The following is a 12,084-nucleotide window of genomic DNA, read 5'->3' on the forward strand; positions in this document are numbered from 1 at the left end:
GTCAGGCGGCCTCCAGTTCCTGCAGGTGGGCGCGCAACGTGCGCAGGCGCTTGCGGACACCGGAGACGGAGAGGCCCACCTCGCGGGCCACCTCCTCGTACGTCATCCCGTCCACCAGGTGCAGCACGGCGATGGTGCGCGTGGACACCTGCTCGCGGCCGAAGAGCCTGTCCAGCACCGCCGCCGCGCCCGTGCGGGCCTCCATGTCCTCCAGCGAGGCGATGCGCACCAGCAGCTCCTCGTCCGAGTCCGCCGGGCGCCGGCGCTCCGAGCGCAGCCGGTTGAGGCACACGTTCGTCGCCATGCGGTGCAGCAGGCTGGAGGGGGCCGTCTGCTTCAGCGCCTCCTGGTGGTCGAGCAGCTGGACGAAGACGTCGTGCAGGGCATCCACCGCCCGCTCCTCGTCGCGCAGGAGGAAGCGGCAGCGCCGGAGCACCATCGGTCCATACCGGCGGTAGCAGGCTTCCACATCGATGGCCAACGTCGTCCCTCCGTCCCTTGCGAGCACCTCAACACCGGAGCGGGCGCGAACTGTTACCGCGCGCCGCATCCGGTGGGTGCACCGGGTGGCGAGGCCCCGTAAGTAGCCGGAATCGCGGCTGTCAGCCCGGGGCCCCGGCGTCCAGGAGGGCGGAGAAACCCGCGATGAAATCCGGGTAGCGGGGCCGCCAGCCCAGCGCCTTCAGCCGGGCATTGGAGATGGCCCGGTCCCCCTGGAGGGACTCGTGCAGGGAAGCCAGGGGCACCGAGGGTGGAGGGGGCAGCCCCAGCCGGGCGCACAGCCACGAGGCCGTCTCCGCCTGGGTCGCGGGGCGATCATCCGCCACGCAGTACGTTGCCCCCGGCGCGCCCCGCTCCAGCACCACCCGGATGGCCTCCACCAGATCGTCCACGTGCACCCGCGAGATGCGGCCTCCCCCGCTCTCGGGGATGCGGAGCGTGCCGGTACGGATGCGCTCGTGCAGCCCCCGGCCGGGACCGTAGATGCCCGCGATGCGCAGGCTGATTCCGCCGAGCCCGCGGTACCTCGCTTCCGCCTCGATGCGTCCCTGCGCCCTCGGAGAGCTGGAGTCCACCGGCGTGTCCTCGTCCACGTGTCCCCGAGCGCCGCCGTAGACCCCCGTGGAGGAGAGATAGACGAGGCGGGAGGGACCGGTGCGCGCGAGGGACTCGGACAGGGAGGCGTCGAGCCCCGCCTCCGGGGGGATGGAGATCACCACGTGAGCGCCTGTCGACGACGCCACGGCTTCATCCAGGGAGAGCAGCTGGATGCCCTCCCGGGACAGCTCCTCGCGGCGTGCCTCGTCGCGCGTCACCGCCCGCACGGAGCGTCCCCGCCGGGCCTCCTCGCGCGCCAGCCGCGTCAACGTGTAGCCACAGCCCAACAGGTAGAGAGGAACCATGTCCGTGCCTCAGTGGTAGACGTCTACCAGTGATGTCATACAAAAACCTACCTCAGTGGTAGACGTCTACCAGTGAAGCCCGTGCCGAGCCGCTGGAGAGAGCCGCGACTCGAGGCCCCGTCCATCGGTCCGGTGGCCCATGTGTCCTAAACCGGATATGCCCGTGAGGCAGCGTCCTGGGCGTCACCGTGCGGGTGCACCGGCGACGTGGCAGCGTTCAGGGTGATGCTCGCAGACAACACCGCGCTCCAGGCCCCGCTCCGAGTCAAGCGGAGGATCTTCTTCGTCTCCGCGGGCATGATCCTGGCGATCCCCCTCATCCGCCTCCTGATCACCGGCACCCTGCTCCCCACGCTGGCGCTCGTGCAGCTGCTCTGGGGCCTGAGCTACGTGCTGCTCGGAGTGCTCGTGGGCAGGGGACTGTTGGCCCCCTGGGCCGCGGGTACCGTGGCCGCGGGGGTGTGCATCCCCGCGGTCACGGCGATCATCCACTTCACCGGCGGACCGGCGAGCCCCTTCTTCGTGACGATCGTCTGCGCCCCCCTCATCGTCGCGCTGTTCGCCCCGGACTCCCGGCTGCCGACGCTGGTGTGCCTCGGGGGGATGCTGGGCGCGGTGGTGGTGTTGAACGTCCTGGCGGGAGTCCCTCCGCGAGCCTTCCTGTTCCAGGCCACCATGTTTGGCTGCATCGGCTCCTTCGGCGTCTACGGCGGACGCACCTACCGGCGGCTCCGCGAGGCGGAGAAGATGGCGCAGGAGCAGCGCCTGCACGCCCTGGAGCAGCTGGCCGAGAGCGAGCGCCTCCGGCTGCGCGCCGAGCGCGAGCGCGCCGAGGTGGAGCGGCTGGTGCTGGTGGGACAGCTCGCCTCGGGCGTGGCCCATGAGGTGAACAACCCCCTGGCCTTCGTGAAGTCCAACCTGCACTACCTCGAGCGGGAGCTGTTCGACGAGGACGGCCCTCCGGATCAGGCGGAGCTGCGCGAGCTGCTGGACGAGACGCGGCAGGGCGTGCTGCGCATCCAGCAGATCGTCACGGACCTGCGGCGCTTCGCCCGGGAGGGCAACGCGTCCACCGAGGAGGGCTCCACGGCGGAGGCCATCGAGGAGGCCCGGCGGCTGGCGTCGGTCCGCCTGCGCAGCCTGGGCGAGGTGGTGGTGGACATCACACCGGGACTGCCCGGGGTAGGTCTGGGACAGCGGCACCTGGTGCAGGTGCTGGTGAACCTGCTGCTCAACGCGGCGGACGCGGTGGAGGAGGCGGTGCCCCCGCGCCGGGCCCGCATCGAGGTCCGGGCCCGGCGGGTAGACGGCGGGGTGCGGGTGGAGGTGGTGGACAACGGCACGGGAATCCCCCTCGAGGCGCTGCCCCGGCTCTTCGAGCCCTTCTTCACCACCAAGCCCCCGGGAAAGGGCACCGGGCTGGGGCTGGCCCTCTGCCACGAGTACGTCTGCCGCACCGGGGGGAGCCTCACCGCGGAAAACCGGCCCGAGGGCGGCGCGCGCTTCGTTCTCACGCTGAAGGAAGTGCTCGGGGCCGCCGCGGCCGCCTGAACGCCCGTGTGCGACCCGGGTCGCAGTCATCGCTCCGACAACCCGGGCACACGGCGAGAGACCTCTGGCGCCAGGGGTGGTACAAGCCGCCCCATCGTGAGCACCCCTACCGAGACCATTCCGACTTTCGAACAACTGGGCCTCGGGCCCGCCCTCGTGGAGGCACTCAGCGGCCTTGGCTACGAGGAGCCCACCCCCATTCAGCGGGCCTCCCTGCCCCCACTGCTCTCCGGCAAGGATCTGCTCGGCATCGCCGCCACCGGCACGGGCAAGACGGCCGCCTTCTCCCTGCCCCTGCTCCAGAACCTCACGCCCGGCAAGCTCGCGCCGTTCTCCACCTCCGCGCTCGTGCTCGTCCCCACCCGTGAGCTCGCCATGCAGGTGGCCGAGGCCATCCACCGCTACGGCCAGAAGCTCGGCGTGACGGTGCTCCCCCTCTACGGCGGCCAGCCCATCGCCCAGCAGCTGCGCGTGCTCAAGCGCGGCGTGGACGTCATCGTCGCCACCCCGGGCCGCGCGTTGGATCACCTCAAGCGCCAGTCGCTCCTGCTCGACTCCGTGCGCACCGTCGTGCTCGACGAGGCCGACGAGATGCTGGACATGGGCTTCGCCGAGGACCTGGAGGCCATCCTCGACGCCACCCCGGAGAAGCACCAGACGGCCCTCTTCTCCGCCACCCTGCCCCCGCGCATCGCCTCCATCGCCGAGCGCCACCTGCACCAGCCCGTCCACGTGCGCATCGCCAAGGAGAAGTTGGCCCCCGGCACCGGGCCCCGCGTGCGCCAGACGGCCTACATCGTCCCGCGCGCCTTCAAGGCCGCCACGCTCGGGCGCGTGCTGGACGTGGAGGCCCCCACCGCCGCCATCGTCTTCTGCCGCACCCGCACCGAGGTGGATGAGCTCACCGTGTCCCTCAACGGCCGCGGCTGGCGCGCCCAGGCCCTCCACGGCGGCATGGATCAGGCCCAGCGCGACCGCGTCCTCAAGCAGTTCAAGACGCACGCGGTGGAGCTGCTGATCGCCACCGACGTGGCCGCGCGCGGCCTGGACATCGAGAAGCTCTCCCACGTCGTCAACTACGACGTGCCCAACGCCCCCGAGGCGTACGTGCACCGCATCGGCCGCACGGGCCGCGCCGGGCGCGAGGGCGTGGCCATCACGCTCGCCGAGCCGCGCGAGCACCGGCTGCTGCGCAACATCGAGAAGCTCACCGGCCAGCGGATTGAAATCGCCACCGTCCCCACCGTGGCGGATCTGCGCGCCCGCCGCCTCGAGCTGGTGCGCGCCTCCCTGCGCGAGGCCCTCGTGGCCGGCGAGCTCGACTCCTACCGCACCGTGGTGGAGAGCCTCGCCTCCGAGTTCGACCTGGTGGATGTGGCCGCCGCCGCGGTGAAGCTCATCCACGACGCGCAGGTGGAGGGCCAGGACGAGGCCGAGGAGGAGATCCCCACGCACGCCCCGCCCTCGGAGAGGCCCTCCAAGCCCGGCAAGAACGCCCGCGCCGCGGCGCGTCCCGGGTTCGGCGAGCGGCCGGGTCCCAGGGCGCCCCGAGGTGACAAGCAGCGTGCCGGCCCCTCGCAGGAGTTCGACATGGCGCGGCTGTTCATCGGCGTGGGACGGCAAGCGGGCGTCCGGCCCGCGGATCTCGTGGGCGCCATCGCCGGCGAGGCGGGCGTCGAGGGACGCCGCATTGGCGCCATCGAGATCGGCGACAACTACTCCCTCGTCGAGGTGCCCGAGCCCCTCGCGGATCAGATCGTCACCGCCCTGCGCTCGGCCACCCTGCGCGGCAAGAAGGTCCAGGTCCGCCGCGACAAGGCCTGACGCACACGGAAAAAAGCCCCATGGGCCAGAGGTCTCTGGCGCATGGGGCTCGACCTGGGGACCTCGGCACCCTCACCCCGTCCCTCTCCCGGTGGGAGAGGGGTGGAGGCTCAGCGGGCCCTCAGGAAGTCCTCGGCTCAGAACTCGGCCGAGGCCCTCGGGTCCACGATGCCGCACTCCTTGATCTTGTAGAGCAGCGCCTTGTAGCTGATGCGCAGCTTGCTCGCCGCCCGGCGCTTGTTCCACGCCGTGCGCTGCAGCATGGCCAGTATCGCCTCCCGCTCCGCCAGCATCGCCGCCCGCTTGCCGATGTCCTTCAGCGACATCTCCCCTTCTGGCACCGTCGGCGGAGGAGGCGGCGGCTGCGGCACGTCGAACGGGTTCGTGTACTTCGGCGCCGCCACCACCTGGTTCACCGGCACCTCCGCCGCGGGCACCGCCCCCCGCGCCGGCATCTCCAGCACCTGCACCGAGCCGTTCGGGCCCGCCGCCGTCACCGTGGCCGAGGGGGCCGAGACCGGAACCGGCATCCGCATCGTCGGCGCGGGGGGCTCCACGTCCCCGTCTCCCCCGTACGACGTCGGCAGCGACGGCGCACTGGCCGGCGTACGGCCTCCCGAACGCAGCTCGTCCAGCACGAGCGTCGCATCCTTCAGCACGCACAGCCGGCGCACCATGTTCTCCAGCTCGCGCACGTTGCCCGGCCACTCGTACTCCGTGAAGGCCCTCAGCACCTCGGGCGGCAGCTCCGCCACCCCGCTCATGAACTGCTTCCCGTACTTCTTCAGGAAGTGGTCCGTCAGCGGCACCACGTCCTCCGGCCGCTCGCGCAGCGCCGGCAGCCGGATGGCCACCACGTTCAGGCGGTAGAAGAGATCCTCGCGGAAGTTGCCCAGCTCGATCTCCCGCTCCAGCTCCCGGTTCGTCGCCACCACCACGCGGCTGTCCACCCGGACGCTCTTCTTGCCGCCGACCCGGAAGAACTCCTCGTCCTGCAGCACCTGCAGCAACTTGGCCTGCAGGCGGATCGCCATCTCGCCGATCTCGTCCAGGAAGATGGTGCCCTGGTCCGCCAGCTCGAACTTGCCCGGCTTCTCCGCCGTCGCGCCCGTGAAGGCGCCCCGCTCGTGGCCGAACAGCTCGCTCTCCAGCAGCTCGCCCGGCAGCGCCGCGCAGTTCACCTTGATGAACGGCCGGTTGCGCCGGTTGCTGCGCGCATGCACCTCGCGGGCAATCACCTCCTTGCCCGTGCCGGACTCGCCCAGCAGCAGCACCGGCACGTCCGTGTCCGCGATGCGCTCCACCAGCGCGCGCACCTTGCGCATGGCCGGCGAGTGCGAGATGAGCACCCGCTCCCCGCTCGAGTCCTCACGCGAGGACCCCGCGCCCGCCGCCTGCGCCGCCGGGGCCTGGCGCGCCGGCATGCGGCTGCCGCCCAGGGCCCGGCTCATCGCGTCCTCCAACTCGTCATTGCTGAACGGCTTGGAGAGGTAGTCGCTGGCGCCCATCTTCATGGCGCGCATCGCGTCCTCCGCGCCCGAGAGCGCCGAGAGCACGATGACGGGCGCGCCTCCGCCGGAAGCCCGGTAGCGCCGCAGCACCTCCAGGCCACTCATCTCCGGCATCATCACGTCCAGCAGCACCACGTCGAACGAGCCACCGGAGAGCATCTCCAGCGCCTGGGAGCCACTCGACGCGCAGCGCACCTGGTACCCCGAGCTGCCCAGCAGCTCGGCGAGGAACGTCCGCACCTGCTCCTCGTCGTCCACCACCAGCACCGCGATCCGATCCATCCCCTCGCCTCCCCTCACCCTGTCCATCTCGATTCACTCCGTGGGACGCCCACCGTCGGGTCCATCCCTCGTCAGACCGTCAATCCCATTGCACCCATGCCCATGCTCCGGCGCTCCTCGCGAGCCCTGCGCAGCGACTGCAGCGCGCTCGTCAGCAGTTGCACCGGAGAACCCACCACGTCCGGGTAGCTCACCGCCCCCAACGCCAGCGAGGGGCGCAGCACCTTGCCCTGCACCTGCAACCGCGCCAGGGCGAAGCGCTCGCCTACGCGCGCCATCACGTCCGGCACGCCCTCCGCCGGCGTGCCCGGCAGCAGCACGGCGAACTCGTCCTCCCCGACACGCGCCACCACGTCCGCCTCGCGCACCGTCTGGCCGAACACCACCGCGCTGTAGACGAGCAGGCGCTCGGCCAGGCTCCTTCCGGACTCCTTGCGCATGGCGCGGAAGTCGTCGAGCGCCCCCGCCACCACCGAGAAGCTGCCCCCGAAGCGCTCGATGCGCCGCGTCTCCAGGGCGATGAGCTCCAGCAGGAAGGTGCGGTTGTAGAGCCCGGTGAGCGGATCATGAATGGCCGCGGAGCCCGCGTCCTCGGGAAGCATGGCGCGGCGCACGGAGGCCTTGAGGCGCAGCTGGGCGCGCAGGCGCAGCACCAGCTCCTCGCCCGAGCCGCTGCGCGGCACCATGTCCACGCACAGGCCCTTGTCCAGGCAGAAGCGGTAGGTGTCCGGGTCTCCCGCGTCCACCAGGTAGAGCATGGGCACCGCGCCCCGGCCCATCTGCCGCAGCCTGCGCGCCACCGACACCGCCGCGTAGTCCGGAGGCTGTGCCGCCAGCACCACCGCGTCCGGGCGGATGGCCTCGAACAGCGGCCCCGCCGCGTCGAAGCGCGTCACCGGCACCACCCGGAAGCCCGCCTCCCCGAGGACCACCCGGGTACGCTCCAGGTCTCCCGCCCGTGGCTCCACCACCAGCACCGTCAGTGGTTGATCCGCCCTTTTGTGCTTGCTCCTCAACGCCACCGTATCCCCCGTCCGGCCAGAACCTTTTTCCCCATCGTTCCTCCGGCGTTCTCCCCAGGTTTACAGCCCTACCCACCGCCGCCTCTCCGCATCCCCCTGTTTTTCCTGGGGGTGGGAAGGGAGTTACTCCCCTTGGCCATCGGAATGAGCAACCGGCGTGCCATTCGTTGCCCGCCGGAGGCACGCCTCGACCTCGGCCTCCTCCAGGCGGAGCTTGAAGGTGTCCCGGCCGTCGATGATGACCACGGGGATGTCGTAGCGGTACGCGGCGAAGATGGCCGGGTCGGCGCGGATGTCCTCCTCCACCAGCTCGAAGGGGATGCGCTCGCGCACCCGCTCCAGCACTTCCTTCGCCTGGTCGCAGAGGCAACAGTTCGGTTTCGAGTAGAGTCGGACAATCATTCGGTAGAAGGATGTGACGTCATGCGCGGCCTGTCAGGTGACTTCTCGACGATGCCGTTGAAGGATCTCGTCGCGTACCTCGGCAACCGGAAGGCCACGGGGACGCTGCGGGTCATGCGGGCGGGCGTGCGCAAGCTGATCCTCCTGCGCGCCGGACACGTCATCAGCGCCAGCTCCAACCAGCCGCGCGAGTTCCTCGGCCAGTTCCTCATCAACATGGGGAACCTGAGCGAGGAGCAGTTCAGCAAGGCGTACGCCACCCAGCGCGAGACGCGGGTACCGCTGGGGAAGATCCTGGTGATGACGGGGCTGGTGGCCGAGCAGACGGTGAAGGCCACGCTCTCCTTGAAGTTCCGCGAGTCGCTGCTGGACATGTTCCGCTGGGAGGAAGGCGAGTTCTCCTTCGATGCGGGCGCGGTGGCGGAGGTGGAGGGGGTGGACACGCGGGTGGCCCTGACGGACGTGCACCGCGAGGGCGACTTCCGCGAGACGGCCTGGCAGTCCATCCGGGCGGCCTTCCCCTCGGGGACGCTGTACCTGACGGTGGACGAGGGCCGGCTGCCGGAGCCGCCCAAGCCGGGCACCCTGGACGCCAAGCTGGTGAAGCGCATCCGCGAGGGGCTGACCATCGACGAGATGGCCAAGGTGCTGCACGCCTCGGACTTCCTGGTGTACCAGCGCCTGTACGCGCTCTACCGGCTGGAAGCGGTGAAGGTGTCGTCCACGCCGCCGCCGGGACGCCAGCGGCCCCCGCCCTCCGACGAGGACGAGGCGCAGGTGGTGGACGTGGATGTGATCGGCGCCGAGTCCCCCACGAGCGAGATCATCCAGGCGGCGCAGTCCTTCCTGGAGAACGGCAACTTCAAGGACGGCGAGGCGCTGGCACGCCGGGCGCACGAGCTGGAGCCCTCGCCAGAGACGGAGGCGCTGCTGCGCTCGGCGGAGGCCGCGCTGGTGGGGGCGCTGCGCCGGGAGATGCTGGACAAACCGCAGGTGCCCTCGCTGCTGGTGTCGGCGGGGCAGCTCAAGACGCTGCAGCTCGGGACGCCCGAGCGCTACCTGCTGTCGCGCATCGACGGCAAGCGCGACCTGGGCGCCATCATCTCCATGTCCCCGCTCAAGGAGCTGGAGGCGCTGAGGTACTTCCGGACCTTCGTGGACTCCGGGCTGGTGAAGCTCACGCCGCGCTGAGCTTGTCGCGCAGACAGTCCGCGAGGTCGGCGCGCAGCTGCTCCGGGAAGCCGGACAGGCCCGGGGTGTCATTGGCCTCGAGCAGCACGTACTCCCCCTCCTGCGTCTCCAGGAAGTCGAGCGCGAGAATGTCGGCGCCCAGGTGCTGCATGGCCGTCCGGGTGTGCCCGGCCAGGAGCGGTGGGGGATCGATGACGTGGTGCTTGCGGGTCTGGACGTTGGCCTTCCAGCCGGCCCCCTCGCGGGCCATGGCCCAGAGCCGATCGCCGATGGCCATGCAGCGCACGTCGCGCCGGTAGTCGATGTAGGGCTCGATGACGGCGTAGTCGTTGGTGGCGAAGAGGAGGTCGGCCACCTCGAACCACTCGGACTCGCTGCGCACGAGCGTCTTGCCATAGCCGCCATGGTGGTTGCCCACCTTGACGACGAAGGGCGCCGGGCGGGCGATGCGGCGGACCATGTCGTCGCCCAGGGCCACGTTGAAGGGGATGACGGGCAGGCCCGCCGCGCGCAGTTCCGCGAGCATCGACAGCCGGTCGTAGCACCGCACAAGGGTGGACGCGGGATTCACACACGGCACCCCGCTGAGGCGGATGATCTCCAGGGCCGTGCGATGGCGCGCATCCGGGCGGATGGCTCCGACACGCCACATCACCGCCTCCACCCGGGTCGCGGCCTCCCGGCTGATGCACCACAGCTCGCCCTCGCGCAGCACCCAGGAGGAGTCCTGGAGCCGGAGGTTCACGACCTCGAGCTCGGGGAAGTAGGTCTGCCAGTACTGCTCTCCATTGATGACCGCGAGGGTGCGCCGCATGGGGCGGCAGACTAATCCGCTTCAAGGAAGCCCGCGAAGGAGCGCCCCTGGGACAGGTGCTGACAATTTCCCCTCGCCCCTCGGGAGAGGGAAGGTGGGGCTGCGTCATCGCATCCTTCGCGCGCTCAGAACGGGGCCGGCCGCTCGAAGGAGACGAGCTGGCCCGTCTCCGGATGCTGGAAGGAGAGCGACTCCGCGTGCAGGTGCAGGCGGACGTCCTCGTGTCCGTAGAGCCGGTCCCCGACGATGGGAGCACCGAGCCCGAGCGGATGTGCCGCGTGGACGCGCAACTGGTGGGTCCTCCCGGTGAGGGGGAAGAAGGCCACCCGGGTGCGCTGTCCGCGCCGCTCCAGCACCCGCCACCGCGTCACCGCGGACTTGCCGTGCACCGGGTCGTGAATCTGCCGGGGCCGGTCGTCGAGGTCGACGCGCATCGGGAAGTCGATGGTGCCCTCCTCACCCTGGACGAGGCCCTCGACCCAGGCCACGTAGCGCTTGTGGATCTCCCGCTGGGCGAACTGCCGCTGCAGGGCCGCGTGCGTCCGCGAGTCGAGCGCCGCGACGAGCAGGCCCGAGGTGTCCAGGTCGAGCCGGTGCACGAGCAACGGCCCCGTCGCGTGCGGGTAGCGGGCCCGCAGCCGGGCGAGCACCGAGTCCGTCACCGAGGTGTCCTTCGCGGGCACGGAGAGCAGTCCGCCGGGCTTCTCGACCACGACGAGCCAGGCGTCCTCGAAGACGACGGACAGCCCTCCGGTCACGGCGGCCGGTGGCGCGAAGACCCTCGGGGGCGCGACCCACAGACCCTCCAGCATGAAGGGAAGCAGGGGCGCGCACTTGTCGCGGCAGGCGGCGTAGAACGCCCCGGAGGCGCGGCCTCCCGCGGAGGGCGGAGCGCCCCACCAGAACTCGGCGAGGGCCAGCGGGCGCAGGCCGTGCGTGAAGGCATGGGCGAGGAGCTTCGGGGCCGCGCAGTCGGCGGCGCCCGAGGGCGGCTCCCCGGGGGCGTACAGGGCCCGGAGCGGACGGCGCTCGCCCCGCGCATTGGGCACGGCGTAGGTGTCGTGGAGCCGCTTCATCAGCGCGCGGCAGACGATCCACCGCAGGCGCTCGAGGGCCCGGAGGCGCCGCTCCATCCTCGCCCGCCTGGGCTCGAGCTCCTGGCGCTCCGCCTCGTGGGCCGCCTCCATCCGGCGCTTCTCCGCCTTGTCACCCCGGCTCTCCTGATCGAGCGCATGAAGGGCCTCGGGTGACGCCTCCAACTCGGCCCGCCGCGTGTGGCGCCGCCGCTTCCGCTCCTCGTGCCGGGTGCGCAACTCCGCACGTTCCGCGGCATGGCGCGCCTGCTGCGCTTCGTGGGCGGCACGGAGCCCGGTGAGCTCCGGCGAGGTCCGCAGTTCCTCCGCGCGGGCGAGCAACGCCTTCACCACGGCCTCGCCCGCGGGCTCCACGCCCTCCCGCGCCTCGCGATCGAAGAGCGGCGGGACGAAGCCCGGGACCTCCCAGCTCCCGGCGAGCATGCCGGAGAAGGACCGGAGGAACCCGATGCGTCCGCCGGGTGCCTGCACGACGAGCACGCCGAACATCTTGCCGCCCTCGGGGCCGTCGAGCATCGCGGCCGGAATCCCCGGGGCGACGAAGCCCGCACGGAACTCCGCCTGCAACACCTCCGCGGCCCGGCGCGCCAGGGCGTGGGGACCGAGCTCGTCGAAGGGGCTCGGGAAGGCCCCGGCGGCGTCGCGAGCGTCGGGCTGCGGCTCGAAGGGTGTGAACCACGTCTCCACGGCTCTCCCGTAACACGAACCGTGGACGGCCGGAGAGCGGCTGCCCGGTGCCGGAGCGGCCGGGCAACGTCCAACAGGGCCCGAGGACGGACATTCTTCCCGTCACCGGGTGGACGCTCCGGAAGTTTCTTCAGGCGAGGGCCACCCGGTGGGCAAACCGGCTCCCCATCGGCTCCCCTTCTTTTCCCAGCAACTCCAAGACTTTCGCCCCGGTGGGGCGCCCCGTACCCGGAGTGGAGCCTGTATTGCACGCCCCGTGCACCACACAGAGGGGGTGGACGTTGGCTGGACTGCGCTGGGTAT

General features: G+C 71.2%; 10 protein-coding genes. 3 read left to right on the plus strand and 7 right to left on the minus strand.

The window, feature by feature from the left end; genetic code table 11:
* Position 1 precedes the first annotated feature (1 nt).
* Both NR798_RS28295 and NR798_RS28300 read right to left on the minus strand, forming a co-directional pair.
* Positions 2-481, minus strand: coding sequence for an RNA polymerase sigma factor (locus tag NR798_RS28295; RefSeq protein WP_375765625.1), 480 nt, complete (start codon positions 479-481; stop codon positions 2-4).
* A gap of 121 nt (positions 482-602) precedes the next feature.
* Positions 603-1,403 (minus strand): SDR family oxidoreductase, encoded by an 801-nt coding sequence (locus NR798_RS28300; protein WP_375765626.1) that lies wholly within the window; start codon positions 1,401-1,403, stop codon positions 603-605.
* 225 nt (positions 1,404-1,628) lie between these two features.
* On the opposite strand from NR798_RS28300, the gene NR798_RS28305 reads away from it, so the two are divergent.
* Positions 1,629-2,954: a sensor histidine kinase gene (locus tag NR798_RS28305; protein ID WP_375765627.1), complete on the plus strand. Its 1,326-nt coding sequence runs from the start codon at positions 1,629-1,631 to the stop codon at positions 2,952-2,954.
* Positions 2,955-3,050: 96 nt separating this feature from the next.
* Positions 3,051-4,778 (plus strand): DEAD/DEAH box helicase, encoded by a 1,728-nt coding sequence (locus NR798_RS28310; RefSeq protein WP_375765628.1) that lies wholly within the window; start codon positions 3,051-3,053, stop codon positions 4,776-4,778.
* Between the two features lie 137 nt (positions 4,779-4,915).
* Here NR798_RS28310 and NR798_RS28315 read toward each other — a convergent pair whose 3' ends face one another.
* From NR798_RS28315 to NR798_RS28325, 3 genes are all read right to left on the minus strand, one after another.
* The gene (locus tag NR798_RS28315) at positions 4,916-6,571 is read right to left on the minus strand and encodes a sigma 54-interacting transcriptional regulator (RefSeq protein ID WP_375765629.1); all 1,656 of its coding nucleotides are present in this window, start codon (positions 6,569-6,571) and stop codon (positions 4,916-4,918) included.
* 71 nt (positions 6,572-6,642) lie between these two features.
* The gene (locus NR798_RS28320; protein WP_375765630.1) at positions 6,643-7,587 is read right to left on the minus strand and encodes a GGDEF domain-containing protein; all 945 of its coding nucleotides are present in this window, start codon (positions 7,585-7,587) and stop codon (positions 6,643-6,645) included.
* 129 nt (positions 7,588-7,716) lie between these two features.
* Positions 7,717-7,995 (minus strand): glutaredoxin family protein, encoded by a 279-nt coding sequence (locus tag NR798_RS28325; protein ID WP_375765631.1) that lies wholly within the window; start codon positions 7,993-7,995, stop codon positions 7,717-7,719.
* A gap of 21 nt (positions 7,996-8,016) precedes the next feature.
* Here NR798_RS28325 and NR798_RS28330 point away from each other — a divergent pair, with 21 nt between their 5' ends.
* Positions 8,017-9,186: a DUF4388 domain-containing protein gene (locus NR798_RS28330; RefSeq protein WP_375765632.1), complete on the plus strand. Its 1,170-nt coding sequence runs from the start codon at positions 8,017-8,019 to the stop codon at positions 9,184-9,186.
* Here the strand turns inward: NR798_RS28330 and NR798_RS28335 are convergent.
* Together NR798_RS28335 and NR798_RS28340 are read right to left on the minus strand one after the other, a co-directional pair.
* A complete protein-coding gene (locus NR798_RS28335; RefSeq protein WP_375765633.1) occupies positions 9,173-10,000 on the minus strand; it encodes a RimK family alpha-L-glutamate ligase in 828 nt (275 codons plus the stop codon). The genes NR798_RS28330 and NR798_RS28335 overlap by 14 nt on opposite strands.
* Positions 10,001-10,125: 125 nt before the next feature.
* Positions 10,126-11,781, minus strand: a complete 1,656-nt coding sequence (locus NR798_RS28340) for an RluA family pseudouridine synthase (protein ID WP_375765634.1) — start codon at positions 11,779-11,781, stop codon at positions 10,126-10,128.
* Positions 11,782-12,084: the final 303 nt, after the last annotated feature.

Origin of the sequence: Archangium gephyra (assembly GCF_042230915.1) — a bacterium.
GTDB lineage: Bacteria > Myxococcota > Myxococcia > Myxococcales > Myxococcaceae > Archangium > Archangium gephyra_B.